General features: G+C 45.5%; 27 protein-coding genes and 1 riboswitch. Of the genes, 21 read left to right on the forward strand and 6 right to left on the reverse strand.

Annotation, left to right across the window (positions count from 1 at the left end; translation table 11 throughout):
* Positions 1-4 precede the first annotated feature (4 nt).
* Positions 5-961, reverse strand: coding sequence for an MBL fold metallo-hydrolase (locus MHH63_RS27460; protein WP_341172297.1), 957 nt, complete (start codon positions 959-961; stop codon positions 5-7).
* 148 nt (positions 962-1,109) lie between these two features.
* A riboswitch (guanidine-I (ykkC/yxkD leader) is annotated at positions 1,110-1,217 on the forward strand.
* Between the two features lie 84 nt (positions 1,218-1,301).
* Here MHH63_RS27460 and MHH63_RS27465 point away from each other — a divergent pair.
* The 3 genes from MHH63_RS27465 to MHH63_RS27475 all read left to right on the forward strand — a co-directional run bounded on the left by MHH63_RS27465 (position 1,302) and on the right by MHH63_RS27475 (position 3,014).
* Positions 1,302-1,664 (forward strand): DMT family transporter, encoded by a 363-nt coding sequence (locus tag MHH63_RS27465; protein ID WP_036675723.1) that lies wholly within the window; start codon positions 1,302-1,304, stop codon positions 1,662-1,664.
* A complete protein-coding gene (locus MHH63_RS27470; RefSeq protein ID WP_076125196.1) occupies positions 1,665-1,979 on the forward strand; it encodes a DMT family transporter in 315 nt (104 codons plus the stop codon).
* A gap of 195 nt (positions 1,980-2,174) precedes the next feature.
* Complete coding sequence (locus MHH63_RS27475; protein ID WP_217696507.1) at positions 2,175-3,014, forward strand: aldo/keto reductase; 840 nt, start codon at positions 2,175-2,177, stop codon at positions 3,012-3,014.
* 587 nt (positions 3,015-3,601) lie between these two features.
* Here the strand turns inward: MHH63_RS27475 and MHH63_RS27480 are convergent.
* The gene (locus MHH63_RS27480) at positions 3,602-4,675 is read right to left on the reverse strand and encodes a M42 family metallopeptidase (protein WP_076125194.1); all 1,074 of its coding nucleotides are present in this window, start codon (positions 4,673-4,675) and stop codon (positions 3,602-3,604) included.
* A gap of 563 nt (positions 4,676-5,238) precedes the next feature.
* On the opposite strand from MHH63_RS27480, the gene spoVAC reads away from it, so the two are divergent.
* The 15 genes from spoVAC (at position 5,239) to MHH63_RS27555 (ending at position 17,993) form a co-directional block, all read left to right on the forward strand.
* Positions 5,239-5,742 carry a stage V sporulation protein AC gene (spoVAC, locus tag MHH63_RS27485; RefSeq protein WP_076125192.1) on the forward strand — a complete coding sequence of 168 codons (504 nt, stop codon included), beginning with the start codon at positions 5,239-5,241 and terminating at the stop codon, positions 5,740-5,742.
* A complete protein-coding gene (spoVAD, locus tag MHH63_RS27490; RefSeq protein ID WP_076185304.1) occupies positions 5,739-6,770 on the forward strand; it encodes a stage V sporulation protein AD in 1,032 nt (343 codons plus the stop codon). The genes spoVAC and spoVAD overlap by 4 nt, the downstream gene beginning before the upstream one ends.
* A 2-nt stretch (positions 6,771-6,772) precedes the next feature.
* Positions 6,773-7,123 carry a stage V sporulation protein AE gene (gene spoVAE, locus MHH63_RS27495; RefSeq protein WP_036675923.1) on the forward strand — a complete coding sequence of 117 codons (351 nt, stop codon included), beginning with the start codon at positions 6,773-6,775 and terminating at the stop codon, positions 7,121-7,123.
* Between the two features lie 155 nt (positions 7,124-7,278).
* Positions 7,279-8,235, forward strand: a complete 957-nt coding sequence (locus MHH63_RS27500; protein ID WP_076125188.1) for an AAA family ATPase — start codon at positions 7,279-7,281, stop codon at positions 8,233-8,235.
* 1 nt (position 8,236) lies between these two features.
* Positions 8,237-9,481 (forward strand): DUF58 domain-containing protein, encoded by a 1,245-nt coding sequence (locus tag MHH63_RS27505; protein WP_341172298.1) that lies wholly within the window; start codon positions 8,237-8,239, stop codon positions 9,479-9,481.
* Position 9,482: 1 nt separating this feature from the next.
* On the forward strand, positions 9,483-11,723 hold the full coding sequence (locus MHH63_RS27510) for a transglutaminase domain-containing protein (RefSeq protein WP_341172299.1): 2,241 nt from the start codon (positions 9,483-9,485) through the stop codon (positions 11,721-11,723).
* 87 nt (positions 11,724-11,810) lie between these two features.
* Positions 11,811-12,332, forward strand: coding sequence for a YqeG family HAD IIIA-type phosphatase (locus MHH63_RS27515; RefSeq protein ID WP_036675921.1), 522 nt, complete (start codon positions 11,811-11,813; stop codon positions 12,330-12,332).
* A gap of 2 nt (positions 12,333-12,334) precedes the next feature.
* A complete protein-coding gene (yqeH, locus tag MHH63_RS27520) occupies positions 12,335-13,462 on the forward strand; it encodes a ribosome biogenesis GTPase YqeH (RefSeq protein WP_076125182.1) in 1,128 nt (375 codons plus the stop codon).
* A gap of 71 nt (positions 13,463-13,533) precedes the next feature.
* Positions 13,534-14,352, forward strand: coding sequence for a shikimate dehydrogenase (gene aroE, locus MHH63_RS27525; protein WP_081386436.1), 819 nt, complete (start codon positions 13,534-13,536; stop codon positions 14,350-14,352).
* 67 nt (positions 14,353-14,419) lie between these two features.
* Positions 14,420-14,713 (forward strand): ribosome assembly RNA-binding protein YhbY, encoded by a 294-nt coding sequence (gene yhbY, locus MHH63_RS27530; protein ID WP_036675703.1) that lies wholly within the window; start codon positions 14,420-14,422, stop codon positions 14,711-14,713.
* A gap of 36 nt (positions 14,714-14,749) precedes the next feature.
* Positions 14,750-15,352 (forward strand): nicotinate-nucleotide adenylyltransferase, encoded by a 603-nt coding sequence (locus MHH63_RS27535; RefSeq protein ID WP_076125178.1) that lies wholly within the window; start codon positions 14,750-14,752, stop codon positions 15,350-15,352.
* Positions 15,324-15,902, forward strand: coding sequence for a bis(5'-nucleosyl)-tetraphosphatase (symmetrical) YqeK (gene yqeK, locus MHH63_RS27540; RefSeq protein ID WP_076125176.1), 579 nt, complete (start codon positions 15,324-15,326; stop codon positions 15,900-15,902). Before MHH63_RS27535 ends, yqeK begins: the two co-directional genes overlap by 29 nt.
* Positions 15,899-16,246 carry a ribosome silencing factor gene (gene rsfS / locus MHH63_RS27545; protein ID WP_036675699.1) on the forward strand — a complete coding sequence of 116 codons (348 nt, stop codon included), beginning with the start codon at positions 15,899-15,901 and terminating at the stop codon, positions 16,244-16,246. Before yqeK ends, rsfS begins: the two co-directional genes overlap by 4 nt.
* Positions 16,243-17,166, forward strand: a complete 924-nt coding sequence (locus MHH63_RS27550) for a CvfB family protein (RefSeq protein WP_036675697.1) — start codon at positions 16,243-16,245, stop codon at positions 17,164-17,166. Before rsfS ends, MHH63_RS27550 begins: the two co-directional genes overlap by 4 nt.
* Positions 17,167-17,222: 56 nt before the next feature.
* Positions 17,223-17,993, forward strand: coding sequence for a class I SAM-dependent DNA methyltransferase (locus MHH63_RS27555; protein WP_038569469.1), 771 nt, complete (start codon positions 17,223-17,225; stop codon positions 17,991-17,993).
* A gap of 73 nt (positions 17,994-18,066) precedes the next feature.
* Here MHH63_RS27555 and MHH63_RS27560 read toward each other — a convergent pair whose 3' ends face one another.
* The 4 genes from MHH63_RS27560 to MHH63_RS27575 form a co-directional block, all read right to left on the reverse strand.
* Positions 18,067-18,213, reverse strand: a complete 147-nt coding sequence (locus MHH63_RS27560) for a hypothetical protein (RefSeq protein WP_179089392.1) — start codon at positions 18,211-18,213, stop codon at positions 18,067-18,069.
* A 417-nt stretch (positions 18,214-18,630) separates the two neighbouring features.
* Positions 18,631-18,957: a hypothetical protein gene (locus MHH63_RS27565; RefSeq protein ID WP_341172300.1), complete on the reverse strand. Its 327-nt coding sequence runs from the start codon at positions 18,955-18,957 to the stop codon at positions 18,631-18,633.
* Positions 18,944-19,102, reverse strand: a complete 159-nt coding sequence (locus MHH63_RS27570; protein WP_036675694.1) for a hypothetical protein — start codon at positions 19,100-19,102, stop codon at positions 18,944-18,946. The genes MHH63_RS27565 and MHH63_RS27570 overlap by 14 nt, the downstream gene beginning before the upstream one ends.
* A 131-nt stretch (positions 19,103-19,233) precedes the next feature.
* The gene (locus MHH63_RS27575) at positions 19,234-20,190 is read right to left on the reverse strand and encodes an ArsR/SmtB family transcription factor (protein ID WP_076309664.1); all 957 of its coding nucleotides are present in this window, start codon (positions 20,188-20,190) and stop codon (positions 19,234-19,236) included.
* 376 nt (positions 20,191-20,566) lie between these two features.
* On the opposite strand from MHH63_RS27575, the gene MHH63_RS27580 reads away from it, so the two are divergent.
* The 3 genes from MHH63_RS27580 to MHH63_RS27590 are packed head-to-tail and all read left to right on the forward strand — an operon-like array spanning position 20,567 to position 23,686.
* Positions 20,567-21,937 (forward strand): arabinan endo-1,5-alpha-L-arabinosidase, encoded by a 1,371-nt coding sequence (locus tag MHH63_RS27580; protein WP_341172301.1) that lies wholly within the window; start codon positions 20,567-20,569, stop codon positions 21,935-21,937.
* Positions 21,934-23,409, forward strand: coding sequence for an alpha-N-arabinofuranosidase (locus MHH63_RS27585; protein WP_076125169.1), 1,476 nt, complete (start codon positions 21,934-21,936; stop codon positions 23,407-23,409). The genes MHH63_RS27580 and MHH63_RS27585 overlap by 4 nt, the downstream gene beginning before the upstream one ends.
* Before the next feature lie 4 nt (positions 23,410-23,413).
* Positions 23,414-23,686 (forward strand): DUF6171 family protein, encoded by a 273-nt coding sequence (locus MHH63_RS27590; protein ID WP_076106144.1) that lies wholly within the window; start codon positions 23,414-23,416, stop codon positions 23,684-23,686.
* Positions 23,687-23,692 lie beyond the last annotated feature (6 nt).

Genomic DNA, 23,692 nt, shown 5'->3' on the forward strand with positions numbered 1-23,692 from the left:
AAAATTAGTTACTAGCTGCTTTCGTCAAAAACTCAAGATTTCTGTAAAAAATACTCCCATAATTCCAGCCCAGATAAGGCTCGGGAATTTCTATATGGTTCACATTCACATTCATGTCTTCGCGTATCAATGATTCGCTAATATGGATTATATCATTTATATACCGTTTTATTTGCTGTAGATAATGTTTTTGAGTAACGGGCCCATGACCGGGAACAATTATGTTCACATCTAAGCGCTCGACATAAGTAAGTGCCTCCAACCAGGATAAGGGATTACCGTCTACTAATAATGGATGATTATCAACTGCGACAATATCTCCAACAAAAGCTAAAGAATCGGATGGAGAAAATAGAATAGAATCGCATTCCGTATGGGCAGTACCCACCGATAGGAGTTCAACGGTCCTTGCCGAGCCATGTATAGTCATTTTGCGGTCATAAGTTAGTTGGGGAAGGGTTACTTCAAGCGTTAGTATAGACTCTTTGATTTCTTGTAAATAACCTATTTGCGAAAGGAGCTCTCGTTGTTTGGAATCGTTCAGTTCGAGTTCGAGTTCGAGTTCGAGCTCGAGAGATGTATTAAGCTTCGTAAGATCTTCTTCAAGATTAGGAAGCAGTTTCTTCATTCGGGCAAGCCAGTCTGGTTGAGTTTTTATCATGAGCTCTCTAGTTCTACTGGAGGATATGATTACTTCATCCGAGAAGAATTGGTTCCCTCTAACGTGGTCTCCATGCCAATGGCTGTTGACGATGTATCTGATAGGTTTATTAAAATAATACAGAGCGGCATCCCTAAGATCTTTGCCAGCTTGTGGAGTGTTGAATGTATCAAAGATTAATGTGTAATCACCCATATCTATCAAACCGGCATTACTCATGGCTCCGCCTTGCTCCTTCGCTTCAAGGCAATAAATGCCTTCCACTAGAGGGACGCAGTTAAAATGTCTGGAAAGAAACATGAATTAACCTCTTTTCCTAGATAATCGAATGAAATTTATATCTATTTTATAATTTTATGGAATTTTATACTATGATTTAATTACGCTCGGAATAGAAAAGGTTGCTTTTATACGCCCGATTTGCTACCATACGATGTAACTTAATCATTTATTTGTTTTCTAGGGTTCCGCAGCGGGTGCACAGCTGGTCTGGTCCGAGGGAAAACGCACGAACATTAAGTTTGTGTTTACACGGAGGGATAAAAGCCCGGGAGGTATCGCCATTTGGCGATGACCTTCCGGGCTTATTTGTTTGTCCGTGGGCAATCATAAGTTATGGAGAATTGAAGGAGGGCTTGAAATGAAAAAGAATTCAGAGTGGCTGAAGGTAGTTGGCGCTGCGATTTTCGAAGTCATGTGGGTCATAGGTTTAAAGCATGCTTCAAGCGTGTGGGAGTGGCTGATCACAGTTGTAGCCATAATCATAAGTTTCTATGTCATTATTTCAGCAAGCAGTAAATTACCGGTGGGTACCGTATATTCTGTATTTGTTGGGCTGGGGACGGCAGGAACAGTCATTGCGGACATGGTTTTATTCGGTGAACCCTTCAAGCTAATGAAGCTGGTACTGGTGGTTATTTTGCTGGCAGGAGTTATAGGTCTGAAAATGGTAACTAACGAAACCAAAGATATCAAAGAAACTGAAATAAAGGGGGAGTCTTAAATGGCATGGGCATTTTTGGTTGTTGCAGGATTGTTTGAAATGTTCGGAGTGGCTATGATCAACAGGTTGAATAAATACCGGAATCTGCAGTCGTTTTTGCTGCTCTTCCTTGGTTTTGGAGGAAGTTTTCTTTTTCTATCATTTGCAATGAAAAGTTTGCCTATGGGCACAGCTTATGCGGTATGGACGGGGATCGGTGCATCCGGTGGAGCAATTTTGGGGATGCTTTTATATGGGGAGGCCAAAGACTGGCGGCGGGTTATCTGTATTTTTATGATACTGGGAGCCGCAGTGGGGCTGAAGTTGATAGCGTAGTTAGCAATCAATTTGTTGCTTTTTCTCTCCTAAAGGAAAGATAAGTTATAAATTAGACACGATTCAGATGTTTCGAAAGGGTCATAAAGGTCGTATAAAGTAAGTATACAATTTATCGGTAAGGAGATTTTTACAATGACTAAGGATTCAATCGAGCATTTGGCTGAAATTGTGAAAGTGAACCGAGCTAACCGCATGCTGCTTCCAGACGGTACCTCTGTGCCTAGAATAGGACAGGGAACTTGGAATATGGGTGATGATGCTTCCCGTAGAGAGGAAGAAATTGCTGCTCTTAGATTAGGCGTGGAATTAGGCATGGATTTGATAGATACGGCGGAGATGTATGGGGAAGGAAACTCAGAGCTTTTAGTAGGTGATGCTATTAAAGGTATTCGGGATGACGTTTTCCTGGTATCCAAAGTATACCCACATAATGCCGGCAACGAGAATCTTATTCGCAGCTGTGAAGAAAGCTTGCAACGACTGAATACGGATCATCTGGATCTCTATTTACTGCACTGGCGGGGAGATATTCCGCTTGAAGTGACTGTGGAAGGCATGGAGAAACTGGTCTCTCAAGGTAAAATAGCAAGATGGGGTGTATCGAACCTCGATGTTGACGATATGAAAGAGTTGCTTAGTATAGCTGGGGGAACTCACTGTGCTATGAATCAGGTGCTGTATCATTTAGGGTCGAGAGGCATCGAAGCTGAATTGCTGCCATGGCAGAAAAGTCACCGCATGCCCGTAATGGCGTACTCTCCGCTTGCACAAGCAGGCGCGCTCCGCAAAGGGGTTATCGAGAGTGAGGCAGTTCAGGAAATTGCCCGTATTCATAACGCAACACCACTACAAATTATGTTAGCTTGGACGATCCGCGAGGAGGAGATCATTACGATTCCGAAAGCTTCTTCACGTGAGCATGTAATTGAGAATGCTGCTGCAGGTTTAATTACGCTGAGTGAAGAAGAAAGATGGAAGCTGGATGAGGCTTTCCCGATACCTTCGTGGAAAGTGCCGCTGGATATGAGTTGATATAGCTGTCTGAGAATTGTCAAAGAGCTCGCCGTTGAGGCGGGCTTTTTTTATATGAAAAGAGATAGGGGGAGTCTCTATAGGACACAGATGATCTTAAACGCAGAATTATGCCACTTTTGGAGGAATATCGGACACCATAGTCGCTATTAGCATAAATGACACCGATTATGAGCCCATTTCTCTGGAATAGTGTCACTGAGGTCCGCAACTTTACTCAAAAGGCTCTAAATTAGCAAATAGCGTCATCTGAGTCCGGAAGCAACGTTGGGAGCGTAAGCAATAAACAATGTGTCGCCGTAAGCAAGCAACTTGAGAGCGTAAATAATAAACAACGTGTCGCCGTAAGCAAGTAACCTTGGGAGCGTAAACAATAAACAACGTGGGTTCGTAAGCATCATGGGTCCGTCGTAGTACCAATGGCGGGATCAGCGGGCAACGGGGTTCATAAGCACAATTGTTATTTAGAAGTAATATCGGGGTTTGTAAACACCACTGGGGCGCAAGTGACACAGGTCCGTAAGCCCCGACCCAAAAAAGAGCAGCAATCCTTCAAAAAGGATCGCTGCTCTTTTAAAAATAAGAACTTAGCTGTTCTCAATAATCGTTTGCAGTGTAGTGCGGTCGAGGCCTTCTACCAGTTTAACTAACAGCTCTTTAGCAGCTTCGTAGTCATCGCTATGAATAACTGATGAAGCGGTATGAATGTAGCGAGAGCATATTCCGATGACTGCGGAAGGAACGCCGATTCCACTTACATGAACCTGACCTGCATCTGTTCCACCTTGGGAGACAAAATACTGGTATTTGATCTTGTGAGTATCCGCGGTGTCTTGTACATATTCGATTAAGCCGCGATGTGTAACCATCGTAGGATCATAAATGCGCAGGAGAGCGCCTTTACCCAAATGGCCAAAGGCTTGGCTATCTCCGGTCATATCGGCAGCAGCGCTCGCATCCAAGCCGAAGAAAATGTCTGGGGACAGAAGATTAGCGGCTGTACGTGCTCCACGAAGTCCGACTTCCTCTTGTACGGTAGCACCAGCATAAACAGTATTAGGCAGCTTTTTGCCGTGTAATGACTTAACCAGCTCAATGGCGAGACCTACACCGTAACGGTTATCCCACGCTTTAGCCATGATTTTTTTAGGGTTGGCAAGCGGGGTGAACGGACAGATCGGCAGTACTTGTTGACCTGGTCTGACGCCAAAGCTTTCCGCCTCTTCACGGCTGTCTGCACCGATATCAATATACATTTTGCTAATTTCGCCCGTCTTGCCGCGTTCTTCTGCGCTTAGTAGGTGGATAGGCGTGCTGCCAACAACACCGGTCAATGTGCCTTTTGGTGTAATGATTTGGAGACGCTGGGAAGCAACAGCAGAAGCAAGCCATCCGCCTAGCGGTTGAAAACGAATCATCCCGGTGTTAGTAATTCCGGTGACCATAAAGCCCACTTCGTCAAAATGTCCAGCGACCATAATTTTTGGCCCGTTTTCCTCACCGCGCAATACGCCGAACAGACTTCCGAGACGATCCTGCACGAACTCTTCGGTATAAGGTGTCATAGCATCCTTGACGTAAGCGCGGAGTTCGCGCTCAAAGCCCGGGGCTGCAGGGAATTCGGTAAGTGTTTTGAATAGATCCAATGTTTCTTGATTCATTTGAAATCACTCCTTTATTAAAATATAAGGACGTATAAGCTTTGCGTTATACATCATCCTTATAGTTCTACGAGAAACGGTTGCCATCCAAAATGGACGACAACGTTATTTCTTCCTGCCACTTAGTATGAACATTGTGAGCTCACTTGTCCATGCTAAAGAGACAAATGAACACCCGGTGAACGCTCCGCGAATACAATGCAATAGGGGCTCTGGTGGCAGGAGCTTTAGAAAGGATGCGAAGGAAATGAGGGTAGCAGGTAGTGTACCCAAAAGAAGGGTGCAGGGAGGATACTCCAAAAGAAACCTAAAGGTTAGCGGAGCGCGCAGACGTTACTGGCGCCACAACTCTCTGGAAAAGGAAGCAGTGCTTATTCTTGTGCTGTTCTTGCTGCTGATAGTTGTGTTACTGTATTTTTCCTGAATTGGAGGGACATAACGAAGCGGGGTATGGCAAACAATAAGGAAAACTTCTAAGCGAAGAAACAACTTGAGGGGCTCAAAGTGAGTACTACTATGATGCTTGTCAGCCCCCTTCGCCTAACTTTCAGGAGGTGCCCTCAATGCCGGCGAAAACGAAAAAATCGGGTGTCAAGCTGAAGCTTGATACCCTGACCCCGCAAGATTACGAGAAATTGTCCAAGCCCTTTGTACCCGCTAGGCCCGTATTCAAAAACTGTGTGCGAGCATTTCTTGCTGGCGGCCTAATCTGTGTAATTGGACAAGGGATTCAGGAGGCTTATATGGCAATATTCGATATGACCTCCAAAGAAGCCGCAAGTCCAACTGTAGCGACGATGATTCTACTTTCTGTAATCCTGACCAGCTTTGGCGTGTATGACAAACTGGCGCAATGGGCCGGTGCAGGAACTGCGGTTCCGGTTACTGGTTTTGCAAACAGTATGTGCTCAGCAGCTCTTGAACATCGTGCGGAAGGACTTGTGCTCGGTGTGGGCGGCAATATGTTCAAGCTGGCGGGTTCAGTCATCGTATTTGGTGCCGTTGCTGCTTTCATAATTGGTATCGTCTATCTCTTTTTAGGCGTTGGCGGAGGTGCACATACATGAAACAGCTTGGCAGTCAGACTTGGGAGTTCACGAGCCGTCCCGTTATTTTAGGCTCTTCCGCTGTAGTGGGTCCTGAAGAGGGAGAGGGTCCATTAACGTCAGATTTTGATTTTATATTTGATTCCTTGGAAATGGGTGAAAAAACATGGGAAAAGGCTGAGCGGGCTCTTTTCGAAAAAGCCTCCCTACTGGCACTGATTAATGCAAACCTGGATAAGGAGAAGCTGGAGTTTTTTGTTGGCGGAGATTTGATGAACCAGATTATCAGCAGCTCCTTCGCGGCAAGAAAATTAGGTGTGCCTTATCTTGGAGTTTTCGGTGCTTGCTCCACTTCCATGGAGAGCCTTGCAATTGCCTCTATGATCGTAGATTCCGGAGGCAGCAAATACGTGCTCGCGGGAACATCCAGCCATAACTGTACGGTGGAGAAGCAATTTCGTTATCCTACCGAATACGGTTCACAAAAGCCGCCAACGGCGCAATATACGGTCACAGGCTCGGGCTGTGCTGTAGTAGGTCAGAATGATGGGACTGGCAACAATCCGGTAGTGGTCTCGGCTACCCTTGGACGAATAATGGATCTCGGTTTGACAGATCCTTTTAATATGGGAACAGCGATGGCACCGGCGGCGGCGGATACGATCACTGCGCATTTTCGGGATACCGGACTATCCCCCGGGCATTATGACTTAATTGTTACAGGTGATCTTGCATCTGTAGGCTTGCCCATTGCGAAAACCTTATTAGCTAAAGAAGGGATTCCAATGGAGCAAACAACCTTTGATGATTGCGGTTTGCTTATCTACAATTTGGAGAAACAGAAGTATGTGATCGCCGGAGGAAGTGGTTGCGGGTGTTCCGCAGTAGTGACTTATGGTCATATACTCAAGCGTATTAAAAAAGGTGAACTAAAACGGGTGCTGATTGTGGCAACTGGAGCCTTATTATCCCCATTGTCATACCAGCAGGGAGAGAGCATTCCGTGTGTGGCTCATGCTGTTGCTATAGAAAGTGGAGGTGGAGTTTAATGATGATTTACTTATGGGCTTTTCTGATCGGAGGAGCCATTTGCGTTATAGGCCAGCTGATGTTTGATGTATTGAAGCTGACACCTGCACATACGATGAGTACATTAGTTGTAGCCGGAGCGATTGCTGATGCTTTTGGCATCTATGATCCACTTGTGAAATTTGCGGGTGCGGGCGCAACCATTCCAATCACAAGCTTCGGTAACTCTTTGGTCCATGGAGCATTGACAGAGCTGGAAAGGGATGGCTGGATCGGTGTAGTTACAGGGATTTTTGATATCACGAGCGCAGGGATTTCGTCAGCGATTGTGTTCTCTTTCCTGGCTGCATTGGTTGTTCGGCCTAAAGGATAATGGGATTTTAGCGATTTAGATTAGAACCTGCGGGACATTTTGTCCTGCGGGTTTTTGGTTTGTTTACACTTCGTAAGCTTCAACAATGTACTTTGGGTCCCCTAATCATGTAAAATATAAATATTACTGCTTATTCTGACCTAGGAGGATCATATATGCCCGTTCGTCAAGAATCAATGCACATCATGAATGCTGTCCGTAATAATCTAGAATCCTGCATACTTGGAAAATCATTTGAAATACAATTGCTGCTAACAGCGCTGCTTGCCGGTGGTCATGTTCTGATCGAGGATGTACCGGGAACAGGAAAGACCCAGCTTATTCGCGCACTTTCCAGATCAATGTCCGGAGAGTATCGCCGGATACAATGTAATCCGGATATTCTTCCGAGTGATATTACCGGTGTATCTGTGTATCATCCGAGAGACGAGATGTTTCATTTCCGCCCAGGTCCAGTGATGACGAATATCCTGCTGGCCGATGAAATTAACCGAGCCACCACAAAGACACAATCCGCCCTTCTGGAAGTGATGGAGGAACGAAATGTAACCGTAGATGGGGAGACCTATCCGCTGCCGCATCCATTTATGTTGTGCGCCACCCAGAATCCGATAGATTTTGAGGGAACCTACACGCTGCCGGAAGCTCAGTTGGATCGGTTTATGCTAAGAATTAGTCTTGGTTATCCTGATGCAGCAACTGAAAAAAATCTATTGCTGAGCCATCAAGAAGGTCAACCAGTGGACAGGCTTACGGCTGTCACTAGTATGGAGCAGATCGCTAGTATTCAGGAGGAAATTCGTGAGATTTATATGAGTGATCCTGTACTGAATTACTTGTTAGATATTGTGCGCCAGACAAGAGAGCATCCGCTTGTATTGCTCGGTGCAAGTCCACGAGCTTCGTTATCGTTTATGCTGGCTTGTAAAGCTTATGCTTTCTTACAGGGAAGAGATTATGTGCTTCCAGATGACGTAAAGGTGCTTACTCCATTTGCCTTGGGTCATCGTATATTGCTGCGTCCAGAGTCGCGCCTAGATAATGTTAGCGTAGATTCACTGCTTCAAAAGCTTCTGCAGAGCATTCAAGTGCCTGTTACGATGAGGCAATAATATGAGACGTTATTTGTCTACGGTGGCAGCTCGCATTCAGCCTACTAAGTTCGCCAGCATCCTTGTAATTTGGAGTATTACGCTCTTATATGTACTATTTCAGGGCGGTAAAACTGCATTTATGTTGTTTATTATGGTCTCTGTACTTATTGCATATCTGATTGCTGGAGGTTTGGGAGGCGTTCGGCGGGCTAAGGGTGTTCGCAGTTTTTATGCCGAACAGGATAAGGGAGATTTGCTCTCTGCCGGTGGGTATCTTCGTGTAGGTCTGAAGGTCACAATCCCGGGGATTTTGCCTTTACCTTATGTAGTTGTTAGGGAAGTTCTGAAACGGCATAATGGCGAATCCTGGGTATTTGAGGAAAGCCTGATTCCCAGCCTCAGAGGACTTGGGGAACTGCGGTTTCAGACACCAGTTCTCGAACGGGGCACTTATACATTTTCAGATACGGATATCATCAGCCAAGATATTTTTGGCCTTGTTGAGCATAAAGGTACTTTTCTGGCTGAAGGCCAGTTTCAGGTGTTGCCTCGTGCAATCTATGTTCCGCGCTGGCAGTTATATGAAAGAAAATCCCGTCTTTCTGGGCCACAGACCTCTGTTGTTCAATCACGACGTGAGACTACCCAAATTAACGGTGTACGCGACTACGTATATGGCGACCGCCTAACACGCATTCATTGGAATGCAACGGCAAAGACAGGCTCGTGGAAGTCCAAAGAGTTCGAGCATGAGTCGATTCCCAAGACCATTCTAGTTCTGGACGGCTCTGCTTCTGCTTATATGAATTCGAATCAATTTGAACTCGCAGTCTCCGTCGCAGCCTCACTACTTGGATTCGGCATTCGAGAGCGAATTGGGATCGGTCTTTGCTGCTTGGATAAGACCACGAAGGTATTTGCACCTGTTGAAGGCGCTGCTGAGCGTCAGAAAATGATTCAATATTTGATCGATCTTAACGCTGAAGGGCACGGTCCACTCATTTCCCGTTTGGAAAAAGGTTACCGTATGTTCCCTAAAGGCTCATACTTCGTGCTAATTAGTCCTCAACGTGGTCAGCCTGTACTGGAAGCACTACGTTGGGCTGACAGCAGAGGGATGACTCCGTCGCACATTCATATAGGGAATTTATCAGAAACGAATAGCAGCACAGATTGGACAGACGTTCTAAGATCACGGGGGATTACAGGCTACAGCATTAGCTCACTGCAAGAGCTTCCCATAGTATTAGGAGGGGAAGTCTGATATGAGAAACTGGTGGAATCAGATGAAATTCTCCTGGCACCGTTCTTTAGGTCTATTGTGGCTTTTGATTATAGCCCACCAGTGGGTCTCTTATACGGAACCTATCTGGTTAAGACAGACAACTGCTGTTGTGTGGGTTGCATTAATAACGATCACTGTGATTGAAATCATAATTCCTGTAAAAGTTCAGATAAGGCTCTTTATTGAAGCGGCAGCTATTATTTATATCGTTTATCGGATACTTATCAATTATGGTATATACGTTGCTGATCCTTGGGCAACAACCCTCCCGGACAGACTGCAGGATATTGCAGTTCATATGGTGCCCTATATCTGGTTTGCTCTCGGAGCCTCAGCCCTGCTGCTGTTGTCGTCTTGGTGGGCATCCTCAAAAAGACGTATTTTATGGTTTATAGGAATGAACATAGTGGCCTTGGCTGCCTTGGATTCCTTTACATCTATTGTTTTGTGGCAGGAAGTAGCCTGGACGGTATTTGCGGGGATGGGCTGGCTGGTCAGCCAGCATCTGAGAAGCTTCCAGCTTCAATATCCGCGTGGTTGGGTGCATCTGCTGAAATATCCCACGAAAATAGTCATTAATATTGCCATCGTCTTCTCTTTGGTCATCCTAATTGGAGTGAATATGCCTGGGGTAAGGCCTACCCTAACCGATCCTTATACCGCTTGGCAAGAATGGAATGGGATTGGGAAGTCTTCTGGGAAGGGCACAGTTGGGACCACGAAATCTGAGATGGGTTCTGTCTCCCCTACTAACAATACATCGTCAGGCTACAGTCTGAATGATGATCAACTAGGTGGCGGCTTTACCTTCGATTATACACCGGTGATGACAGTGGTTTCTGATTTGCGTATTTATATGCGGGGAGAAACGCGCAGATTATATTCCGGAAGAGGTTGGGTCGATAGAGATCGGTTAAATCGGGGACCTCTAGAAGCGGTAGATGTAGGTGAAGCTTTAGAGAGCAGTGTGGGTTCTAAAGTAAATACACGAACACTGAAACAAACAGTAACCGTGCTTAATAATAATGAATTTCCCGTACTATTTGGCACTTATTCAGTATCTTCGGTGGATTCTTTAAATGGGGAAAAAGCTGGAGATGGACTCTCCTGGAGAAGCCGAGACAGCGAGCTGATCTGGGATGTGGATGGGAAGAAACTCGCTTATCCGTCTACTTTTGAGGTGACGTCTGAGGTTCCTGTAATTCCTGTTCAAGAATTGACAACAAAGACGTATGAGGAGCTATATAAAGGGAACGATTTGGAGAAAATGTTTCTTCAACTGCCTAACGATTTTCCTAAAAGAGTCAGGGAGCTGGCTGAGGAAATCACGGCTGAAGGAAAAACGCCGTATGAAAAAACAGCGCTTTTGCAACAATACTTACAACAAACCTTTCCATATACCAATAATCCAGATATATCACGTGTCACAAGCAACGATTTTGTAGAAGGGTTTTTGTTTGAGTTAAAGGAAGGTTACTGTGATTATTATTCTACGGCACTGGTTACTATGGCGCGCTCTCTGAACATCCCTGCACGATGGGTTAAGGGGTACGCACCTGGGGAACAGCCGGAAATCCCAATGAATCCGGCACAACAGCAATCAGGCACAGTGAATAATAACTATACAATTACCAATGCGGATTCCCACTCTTGGGCTGAGGTTTATTTTGGTGATTATGGTTGGATTCCAGTTGAAGCTACACCTGGATTTAATATTCCGCTTCTAACTCAGAGTGAGCAAACCCCTGAAGTCGAGCCAGAAGATCAAGAAGAGCAGGCAGAACCTACACCAGCGCCTGTGAATAATGCACAAGAAGATCAAGGGTTTCATGTAGGTCTATGGGTTGTTGTGGCAGCTGTAGTGGTTTTGCTGTCCTGGGCGATTTTTATAGTTTGGCATAGACGCTTTAAGCTTCGCTTCTTCATGCAGCAGCTGCGCAATGGCCGGCCTTTAACGCCAGATCAGAAAGTAGTGGCGGAAACTGAACGTTGGGTAAGGTATTTGCATCGCAAGGGAATGCTAAAAGAAGAACACGAAACTTTACGTGAAGCCGTAGATCGCTGGAGTGGAGAACGGCCGGCAGTGGCTGATCATCTATACTCACTACTAACAATGTTCGAAAAGGCGAAATATAGCCCTGAGGTTATTGAAGACAAAGACTGGCAGAGCGTGTATACTGAAGCTTTGTGGGTGCGGAGAAAAATGAGATCCAAGAAATAACACTTTGCGTGAAAGTATAGCTACAGATTTATTTGCGATGCGCAAGGAGTATGTTATAGTTTTTTGTATGAAATCGAGGTGAACGTATTGTTTGAAATGTTAGTTCCCAAACTCCGGGTGAATACGGTATTCGATATTGCTCTGGACGAGCTGTATAGACAGGGATATCGCGGAATCATCACGGATCTGGATAACACACTGGTCGGTGCCAAAGCGCCTGTGGCTACTCCGGAGCTGTTGTTATGGTTCGAAAAGGTGAAGGAACTGGGCTTTAAGCTCATCATCGTATCTAACAATAACATGGAACGGGTGTCCCGCTTTGCAACACCGCTTAATATTGAATTTGTGCACCAGGCTCGTAAACCGAGTAATGCTCCTTTTCTCAAAGCGATGAAGCAGATGGAGCTGCCCCCTGAACAAACGATTGTGGTGGGAGACCAAATGCTTACTGATGTATACGGCGGCAATCGCCTTGGCCTGTATACTGTTTTGGTACTGCCAATCTCCGTCAAGGACGAGGGGTTCGGCACAAGGTTTAATCGCCGGGTAGAGCGGGTTGCTCTGACACGGCTTCGCAAAAAAGGATTGTGGCACGAGGAGGATAAATAGTAATGAACGAACAAAGCGAAACACAGCGTCCTGAGAAGTGCAGCGGTTGCGGCATCAAGCTTCAGACGGAGCATAAGGATCAACCAGGATACCTTCCGGAGGTTGCACTTGAACGGGACCCGGTGATTTGCCAACGCTGTTTCCGGATTAAAAATTATAATGAGGCTTCATCTGTTTCGGTGAATCAGGATGAATTTCTTCGCCTGCTGAGTGGAGTAGGAGAGAAGAATGCGCTTGTTATTCATATTGTCGATATCTTCGATTTCGAAGGCAGTCTGATTTCCGGCCTGCAGCGGTTTGTTGGCAATAACCCTGTTATTCTTGCAGTGAATAAATGTGACTTGCTGCCGAAGGTTACAAACTGGAACAAGTTGCGTAACTGGATGCAGCAGCGCTGTAAAGAGGAAGGCTTGCGGACGGCTGAAATCGTACTTTGCAGTGCGAAACGCAATCAAGGTTTTGACCGTTTGCTGGAAGCCGTAACGGAGTTGCGCGGTCAACGCGACGTATATGTAGTAGGTGCTACCAATGTGGGCAAATCCACACTTATTAATCGTCTGATTTCGGACTATAGCGATTTAGAGCAGGAGTTAACGACTTCACGTTACCCTGGCACAACACTCGATACGGTCAAAATTCCACTGGATGACGGCCACTACATTATAGATACTCCAGGGATTGTGTATCCTTGGCGTTATAGTGAATTAGTTGAGCGTCAGGATCTGGATGCAGTTATGCCTGCCAATCCTTTGAAGCCGACAGTCTATCAGTTGAACGAAGGACAGACTCTTTTCTTCGGTGGATTGGGACGTTTTGATTTCGTACAAGGCCCGCATCAATCCTTCACTTGCTTTATTAGTGGTACTTTAAAAATCCATCGCACGAAGCTGGAACGCGCAGATTCCCTCTATCAGGATCATCGCGGTGAAATGCTGTCTCCACCGGGAAGTGACCGGATGGACAAGCTGCCACCTTGGCAGCGGCATGAGTTCCGGATTAACCGGGGCAGCAGAGCCGATCTGTATATTTCGGGTCTGGGCTGGATTAAGGTTAATGGAACTGAAGGTGCAGTTGTGGCCATTCATGTTCCGCGTGGTGTGAAGGTGCTTACCCGCCCTTCGATGATTTAACGAGGGAGGATAATCTATTGTCTACAACTGCAGTCGAAGGCTACAATAGCGGTAATATTCTACTCGGTGTAATGGGAGATCCTATTATACAATCCAAATCTCCAATTATGCATGAAGCAGCGCTGCAAGCGCTGGGAATTCCGGGTGCTTATGTACCGCTTCACATCCGCCCGGAGAAGCTGGGCGATGCGGTGCAAGCGATCCGTACGCTTGGTTTCCGTGGAGTGAATGTGACGATTCCGCATAAGGTTGCGGTGATGCAATATTTGGATGTATTAGATGAGAGTGCAGTAGCCGTTGGTGCAGTCAATACGATTGTTAATGATAACGGAGTGCTCACCGGATATAATACGGATGGGATCGGTTATGTGCGTTCGCTCAAAGCGGAAGCTATTTCTGATTTGTCTGGTGTGAAGATTATGGTTATCGGGGCCGGTGGAGCAGCAAGAGGAATTGTTGCCGCACTACTTCAGGAGAAGCCTTCTTCAATCATTATTGCTAATCGCAGTGTTGATAAGGCAGAGGACTTGGCGTCACAGTGCCGGAGCAAAGGGAATGTCATCGGGATTAGCATGAACGAAGTAGCAGAAATGCTAAGTGGTGTAGACGTGCTGATCAATACTACCTCCGTAGGTATGTATCCTCATATGGATGAGACACCGATAGATCCTGGACTGCTTCGTAAAGGAATGGTCGTAAGCGATCTGATTTATAATCCGCTGCGTACGCGGCTATTGTTGGAAGGACTCGAACGGGGCTGTACGATTCATGGAGGCCTTGGTATGTTTGTCTATCAGGGAGCTTATGCACTGGAGTATTGGACAGGGCAGCCTGCGCCTACGGAAATCATGCGGCAGACCATTCTCGATTGCTTGGGTGGAAATGAGTAAGAAATGGATTCATCAAGTTAGGGTAATAATAGGTAATAATATATGTTAATTAAGGAGTTATTCATTTATGTTAACTGGTAAACAAACACGGTATCTTCGTTCATTGGCGCACCATCTCGATCCTATTTTTCAAGTGGGCAAAGGTGGAGTAAATGATCACCTCGTACGCCATATTGAAGAAGCTATTGAGAAGCGCGAGCTTATGAAGATTAGTATACTGAGCAATAATATTGAGAATCCCAAGGAAATTGGCGCTGCTCTGGCTGAACAATCGGGTTCTGAGCTTGTGCAAGTGATCGGTAAGACTGTCGTTCTATACAAAGAATCACGTGATAACAAAACCATTGAGCTGCCGCGTTAATAGCTGTAAGTATACCTTACCGAGGAGGTCGTCCTCTTGAAAGTTGGAATTATGGGAGGTACCTTTGATCCTCTTCATATCGGTCATATGATGGCAGCGGAAGCCGCAAGAGATACTTATGGGCTGCAAGAGGTATGGTTTATGCCTTCACATATCCCGCCTCATAAACATGAGGCGGGTGTATCTGGAGAAGACCGACTAGCCATGGTGCAGGAAGCGGTGAAGAATCACGAAGCTTTTTGCACATTAGATTGGGAAGTTGTCAGAGGTGGCGTCTCCTATACCTATGAGACCATAAGACGTCTGCAAGAGGAGTATCCGCATTTCGATCTTTATTTCATCATTGGAGCGGATATGGTTCAGTATTTGCCGAAATGGAACGAGATTGAAGAACTGGTGCAGCGGCTTACATTTATTGGTGTGGGTCGTCCGGGGACACCTCTTGATCTAGATGCATTGCCAGACTTTATAGCAAAAAAGGTATTGCTTGCAGATATGCCACTGGTTGATATTTCGTCAACGATGTTAAGAGAACGGGCGGCAGCAGGTAAATCTATTCGTTATATGGTTCCAGAGGCAGTGTTCGATTATGTTCAAAGGAGTGGATTGTATGGCATACAGCCGCGAAGCACTGATTGAAGCGGTCTCCGCACAGATGCCTGATAAGCGCTGGAAGCATACACTCGGCGTGATGGAGACATCTATTCAACTGGCGAAGCAATATGGTGCTGACCCTGAGCGTGCAGAGACAGCAGCAATTCTGCATGATGTGGCTAAGTATTGGCCGGTTGAGCGTATGAAGGAGATCATTGAACAAAATCAATTAAATTTGGATCTTCTGGTGTATGACAAGCAGATGTGGCATTCGGAAGTAGGCGCCTTTGTAGCTGAGAAAGACTATGGGATTACGGATCCTGATATTATCAATGCGATTCGTTTCCATACCTCAGGCCGTGAAGACATGAGTTTACTTGAAAAGATCGTCTGCCTAGCTGACTACATCGAGCCTGGGCGTGATTTTCCCGGGGTTGATAAGATACGCGAGAAGGCACAAGTAAGTTTGGAAGAAGGATTAGTCGCTGGGTTCGATTCTACGATTAGTTTGTTACTGGAGAAACGCCGGGTGATTTTCCCCTTAACGGTACTGGCGCGTAATGATTTAGTTAGAATATTGGAGGATAAAATATGAGTGTACAACCAAGCAAGCTGTTAGAACTGGCCCTTAAGGCTGTTGAAGATAAAAAAGCAATGAACGTCGTGGCACTAGATCTACGTAATGTTTCACCAATCAGTGATTACTTTATCGTATGTCACGGTAACTCGGATATTCAGGTACAGGCGATCGCTACCGAAGTCCGTAAAGTGGTTCATGAAGCAGGCGGAGTGATCAAAGGGATTGAAGGCATGGATTCAGCACGCTGGGTGCTGATGGATCTTGGCGATGTTATCGTTCATATATTCCACCGCGATGAGCGTGAATATTACAATATCGAGCGTCTGTGGTCCGATGCCAAGGTTGTGGAGACTGTATGAGCCTGATTGCAGGAACTACGGTTACACTTCATGTAGAGCGGGAAGTTTCCCCATACGGATTTTTTCTGAATGCTGGAGACCAGGATGTTATGCTGCATTATACGGAGCTGACAGAGAAGGTAAAAGCCGGCGATAAAGTTGAAGTTTTCATTTTCTTTGATACCGAGGACCGTCTTGCGGCAACGATGAAAAAACCATTTCTGACGCTGGGCGAGATGGCGTTATTGGAAGTGGCTGATATTCATCCGCGTCTGGGCTGCTTTTTGGAGATGGGTCTTGGACGTCAGCTGCTGCTGCCTATCCGTGAGCTTCCAGAGCTTCCAGAGCTGCGTCCGCAGGTTGGGGACTATGTGTTTGCGATCATGGAGCATGATAAACAGGGGCGTCTGCGTGCCAAGCTGGCCGGAGAACAGGAGCTTGCTCCTCTAGCTCTGCCTGCACCTGAATCTTGGATGGGACAGACTGTAACAGCCCGAGTGTATAAGCCGCTGCAAATGGGTACTTTTGTACTTGTGGATGCGGGTGTGCTAGGCTTTGGGATTATCGGTATGGTCCATTCCTCGGAGCGGAGCCGTCTGCTGCGTCTTGGTGAGCAGTTTGAAGCACGTGTCTCTCATATCCGTGAAGATGGACGTGTTAACCTTTCTATGGGTCTTCGTAAAGAAGTGGGGATGGATGTAGATTCCGCCGCACTTTTGGAGTTCTTAAATGCTCGTCCAGGTGGAGCGATGCCTTATTCGGATGCTACGCCGCCAGATATTATCAAACAACGGTTCGGAATCAGTAAATCCGCCTTCAAGCGTGCACTTGGGAAGCTGATGAAGGAAGGCCATATTACTCAAAAAGAGAACTGGACGTATCTTGTTGCTAAGGATAATGAAGAAGGAACAACCGAAGGGCAAGAAGAAACGACGGATTAAGCTTACGATTCAATAGACGGAATTTATAAAATGTTGTTATAGAAAGCGGTGTAATTGTGTCTTCCTATGGGAAATTTGCTTATGTATACGATGAGCTTATGGCAGATATGCCGTATCCAGATTGGATATCCTTTGCTGAAGCCGCATGGAGTAAATACGGCAAACCGTTAACTGTAGCCGAGCTTGGCTGCGGAACAGGAAGTATTACAATTCCTTTGGCGGGTTCAGGATATCATATGACTGGAATCGATTTATCTTCTGACATGCTCTCAGTGGCACAGCGCAAAATGGAGGAGCATCCCCAGGGACGGCGCTTTTTGCGCGAAGGCAGTGTTCGTTGGATTAGACAAAACATGAAGGAATGGGAGCTTCCGGAGCTGGTGGATTCTGTGATTTCCTTTTGTGATTGTCTGAATTATGTGTTGGAAGAGGATGACATCAGCGCTGTTTTTGCCAGTACCTATGCAGGGTTAAAGCAAGGCGGAACCTTCCTGTTCGATGTGCATCATCCAAACACACTAATTCGTTATGAAGAAGAACAGCCCTTTATTCTGGACGAGCCATCTGTTTCTTATATTTGGACTTGTGAGATGGATGTTCCACGCCGCGAAATTGAACATCATTTGTCCATTTTTGCCCGTGAAGACGGACATAGCGATCGCTATCGCCGATTCGAAGAGACCCATATTCAGCGCGCCTACGATCCTAACTGGATGAAGGAAGAGCTGCTTAAGGCTGGGTTTAGTGATGTGAAGATCTACGCCGATTTCGAGTGGGTAGAGGCAGAAGATGATGCTGAACGATTATTTTATGTAGCTATAAAATAATTATTCAAAATGCTAAGAGGGGCTGTCCCATAAGCTATGAAAATAGCTGCTGGGACAGCCCCTTTTTTTGACTTTAGCTTATTGCTGGGGGAAGCGAGTGGAATGCTGCTGTTGGAAGCACATAAGTTGACGCTGCCGGAAACAAGTAGGTTCCCGCAATTGAATGCTCATGCATTGCCGCTTTGCGGAAGCGTGTGGGTTCCCGCAATCGAATGCTCATGCATTACCGCTTTGCGGAAGCGTGTGGATTCCCGCTATCGAATGCTCATGCATTACCCTTTACGGAAGCGTGTGGGTTTTCACTACCCATCACGCATGCATGCACAAGTACCATCAGATATACGTATTAGTAGTAGCTATTGGACCCAGCGGACCTTATACGCAGCATTTTCCAATATTTTGGGTGCTATCGGACTCCATTGCAGCTATTGGCTTGAAAAACGTCCAATATTGGTCATTTTCCAATGGATAGCGTCACTGGAGTCCGAAAACATGCTCCAAGAGCTAAAAATATGCAAATAACGTCATCTGGGTCCGTAAGCCACGTAAGCCGCGTAAGCCAGTAAGCCGCGTAAGCCAGTAAGCCGCGTAAGTCACGTAAGCCGCGTAAGCCGCGTAAGCCAGTAAGCCGCGTAAGTCACGTAAGCCACGTAAGCCGCGTAAGCCGCGTAAGCCAGTAAGCCACGTAACCACGTAAGCCACGTAAGCCGCGTAAGTCACGTAAGTCACGTAAGCCGCGTAAGCCACGTAAGCCACGTAAGCCACGTGAGATGATGGAGACAAGGTTGGAGCAACCAGCCAGCGCCCCAAACAAAAACAGCGCTTCTCCGATATCAGGAGAAGCGCTGTTTTTATATGACATCATCTGTTGGAGCAGCTTGTAATTGCGCCAACATAAGAAATACAAAATAAACCGGGCAGTGTTCATACCACCCGGCATCTTCCAATCCTTACCGATGCTCAAACAGATCAATGGCACCCAATACGACATGAGCCAGACCAAATCCAAGTACGCCTGTTGCTGCCATCTTATACTTGCTTCCAAGAAAAGCGGCGCTAGAAGCGGTTACGACGGTTCCAAGAACAGCGGGAATTAGACCTTCACGCATTCGAAACACTCCTTCTCGGTGGTTTGGGAGACAAAGTTATTATGGTTCAATATCGAAAAAATATACGAAGCACAAAAAGACCCTAAATCAGCGTTAGCTGAATCTAGGGTCTTTTTATTTAAGCAGGGTTGTTAATCTGCTATTATAACAGCGTTACGAGGGAGGCCCTCTCCAACTTCATGTACATCATACAACACACGTGCCAGTAGGTCCTGGCTATAATTGCCGAAATGTTTTCCGTAAATCGTGAGTCCGCGTTTGTTTGTAGGCTTGTCGGTTACTGCGATACGGAATGTGAGTTCACTTTTGTAATCCAATTGGATATCATCAAGGGTCACGTCAGAAATCCGACAGCCATCAATAAAGCTGCCTTCATTATTGATACGGATCAGCTTCAGCATACCGTATTGGTTTAGGTGCGGAGGCCACCAATCGGGGTTAAATGTTCCCCGGGTATCTCCGAAATCGCCAGGGCTAGTCCAGAATCCGATTTCAATTCCATTTAAATAGAAATAAAGGTCGGACGGATAGTTATCGTTAGACCCAGGAGCTTCAGAGCCGATCTCCATCGAGAACTGAATTTCGCGGAACGTTTGGTTGGCTTTAAGGTAGTTCGGAATTCTATATTCGAGGAACCCTTCGGCCATCCAAATAATTTCGGATTCAATTCGCTGCGGATCTGCAAAATAACGCGGCTCGTCGAAATCCCCGATGATGCTGTCTTTGGTAGCCAGTCCACAAGTTGGAACAGCCTGATAGTTGCTGTAATGACCTACTTGAATTTCTACTTCGTAAAGATTATCAACATCCTTGCTGCGAAGGTCAACAATAAGCTTGTCCTTATTTAAATAGCAGACCTTTTGAATACCGTGTTTACCCACTGATGTGTTTATCTCAATGAGACCGCTTTCTTCTAACTTTTTAATATGCATGGTGATGGCGCCGTTGCTGAGGTTCAGTTTCTTGGCAATTTCATTAAGGTTCAAGGCTTGATTGGTGGCAAGGAGCTCTAAAATGAGGATTCTGATTTCTGAGCTTAGTGCCTTAAAAATTTCTAATCCACTCATTAAATCTTTAATATAGATCATTTTATCAATACCTTCTTCCGATTACGTCATAAATTATACTATTTTATAAAATTATAAACTAATAAGGCATATAAATAAAGTATACTTCCTTATTTTGTAGAATGTACGAATATAAGAGGGATTTTTGGCATGATTTTTATTTGATTTAGTAAAATTTAAACATATAAAGAATTAATCTAAAGAAAAAGGCTGTTATTTCGCCATAATTCATTTATTTCGAGTTTAATTTTATATAAATATAAAAAGGTTTATAGAAATATATTTACAAGGCTTTTTATATATGTTATTTTATATTGTAAGCGAATACATATTTTTTCATTTTAAATTTAATATTTATTGTTACTCAATCTGTTGCTATTGCTGAGGTGATAATCTAATGGTAAAAAAAACAACAGATCTTGTCTTTCCAAGTTCCCCGGGGAACATGCCAATGTATGATCTATCAGTGATTGATATCGAGTCTTTATGGACGATTCACAACACACATGATCCAGGCATTATTAAAACAGATGAGGGTTACTATGTTTTTTCTACGGACATAAGAGTCGGAGGAGAATTACGTCCAGGCGTAATGGTTCGGAAATCACAGGATCTTATCCATTGGGAATGGGTTCATTATGCGCTGCCGGGAATTCCCCAAGTTGCGAAGGAATGGGCAGGGGCTACTAATTTATGGGCACCCGATGTGGTGAAATACGGTGAACAGTATCGAATGTATTACTCGGCCTCATCTTTCGGAAGTAGACAATCGCTAATCGGACTTCAAACTTCATCTTCTATTGAGGGACCTTGGACCGATGAAGGTGTAGTGATTCAGACGCGTGCTGAAGATTCACTGAATGCGATTGATGCCAATGTGCTTACGGATGCAGATGGGCGAATGTGGATGGTGTATGGTTCTTTTTTTGGTGGAATTCATATCATTGAGCTGAATGCGGAAACGGGCAAACCGAAGCAAGAAGGTTTTGGTACGCTGATCGCTAAACGGGATAACACCATTAAAGATGGAGCAGTTGAAGGACCGTACATAGTGTATAACGAGCAATTCAAAAAATACTATTTGTTCGTCTCCTATGACTCCCTGTTTGAGGATTATAACGTTCGTGTCGCTCGTGCAGATACTATTACCGGCCCATATGTGGATTATAACGGACGAGATATGACTGATAGTGCGCATCAACCCCGATATGAGGTCGGCAATAAAATATTGGGTGGCTATCGCTTTGGACAAGATCCAGGTTGGATTGCTCCCGGCCATAACTCAGTTCTTCATGAGGATGGCAGCTATTATATAGTTCATCATGCACGTGGTGAAATCGATAAACATTGGTCCTATTTACAGATTCGTCGAATTCTGTGGACAGAGGATGGTTGGCCTGTTGTATCTCCAGAACGGTATGCGGGTGAAGTGGAACAGGATATTCCAGAACAGCTAATCGCAGGACAGTGGGAATGGATTGTAATGGACCCCTCAGCGGATGGCCAGATTCAGTCTGCCGTCATAAGTCTATCCTCTGACTTTAAGCTGGAAGGTGCGAATGGAAAGGGAAGCTGGTCTTTTGATGGATGCAGAGTCCTGACCTTGGTCTGGAATGATGTTGTCGAGGGTAGAGGCCGGATAGAGAAGGTGCAATTGCTTCCGTCATGGGATTGGGAGAAAGAAACTCAGACCCTTGTATTTACTGGATTAAATGAAAATGGAATTTCCATCTGGGGTAAGCAAAAGAATGGAGAAGAGAATAGATGACTACGATCAAGCTACATGCAGGTAAAGGAATTAATAAGATCAGCAAATATCTATATGGTCATTTTGCCGAGCATTTGGGCAGATGTATCTATGACGGGATCTATGTGGGGGAAGATTCACCGATTCCGAACACCAAGGGCTTCCGCAATGACATCCTAGCAGCACTCAAAAAAGTTAATATTCCTGTCCTTCGTTGGCCGGGGGGCTGTTTTGCCGATGAGTATCATTGGAAGGATGGCGTCGGTCCAAAAGAAACCCGTAAGCGGATGGTGAATACGCACTGGGGCGGTGTCGTCGAGAATAATCATTTTGGGACGCATGAATTTTTTGAATTATGTGAGTTGCTGGATTGTGAACCGTATATCTGCGGGAATGTTGGCAGTGGCACTGTTCAGGAGATGTCGGAGTGGGTTGAATATATGACCTTTGAAGGCGAATCACCGATGGCGGACTGGCGTCGTGAAAATGGGCGTGAAGAGCCGTGGAAGTTGAAGTATTTTGGTGTAGGTAATGAGAACTGGGGCTGCGGCGGCAATATGCGTCCAGAATATTATGCAGATTTGTACAGACGTTACCAGACATATGTGCGCAATTATGGTGAAAATCAGATCTATAGAATCGCTGGTGGCGCCAACGTTGATGATTATAATTGGACGGAAGTGCTAATGCGCGAAGCTGGACGGTTTATGGATGGTCTCAGTCTTCATTCGTATACGATTCCTGGAAGCTGGGAAGAGAAACGTTACGCTTTAGGTTTTGACGAAGCCGAATGGTTTGAGACTATGCAAAAAACCTTGCATATGGATGAATTGATTACTAAACATTCAGCGGTTATGGATAAATATGACCCGGATAAGCGGGTTGGAATGATTATAGATGAGTGGGGAACTTGGTTCTTAAGTGAACCTGGTACGAATCCAGGGTTCCTGTATCAGCAGAATACACTCAGAGATGCATTGGTAGCAGGGGTAACGCTGAATATTTTCCAAAAGCATAGCAGTCGTGTGCAAATGGCGAATTTGGCTCAAGTGGTCAATGTACTGCAGGCTCTTATCCTGACGGAGGGCGACAAGATGATTCTAACGCCTACCTATCATGTATTTGAAATGTACAAAGAGCATCAGGATAATGAACTGCTTGAAGTTACTATTGAGAGCCCTGATTATACGTTTGGGGAGCTTACAATTCCACAGATTAGCGTTTCTGCATCTCGTGATACGAATGGCAAAGTATATGTTTCACTCTGTAACCTGAGCCATAAGGACAGCGCATCGCTAAGTATTGGTATTGAAGAGGTTAGCTTTAGCAAAGTGACAGGTCAGATTTTAACGCATTCCGTGCTGGGAGCGCACAATACGTTTGAGGCACCGGATACAGTTACTCCAGTAGCTTTTGAGGGTGCGTCTTTATTAGGTGAAAAGCTGAGCTGCGAGCTTCCACCTGCTTCCGTGGTAGTCTTGACTCTGGAATAACATCATGTCAGAGAACCAAGAAAAAAACCGTCGCTGCAAAAGCTGTGATGAGAACATGAGAATAAGCCCAGAAAAACTGGAGCGTTTAATAGAAATAGCCACTAGAGAAAGACCTTTAGCGCCGGAGGAGCAATATTTGCAGCGTATTGAACATTGCCGAGATTGCTCTGGCCTGCAATTTGGTAGCACTTGCCGTTATTGCGGCTGTCTCGTAGAGGTAAGAACAAGATTGCAGGACTCTACTTGCCCCTATCCCTCGGCACCTCGCTGGGAGTGAATACTA

This window comes from Paenibacillus sp. FSL H3-0310, from assembly GCF_038002785.1.
In the GTDB taxonomy this organism is placed as follows: domain Bacteria; phylum Bacillota; class Bacilli; order Paenibacillales; family Paenibacillaceae; genus Paenibacillus_AQ; species Paenibacillus_AQ odorifer.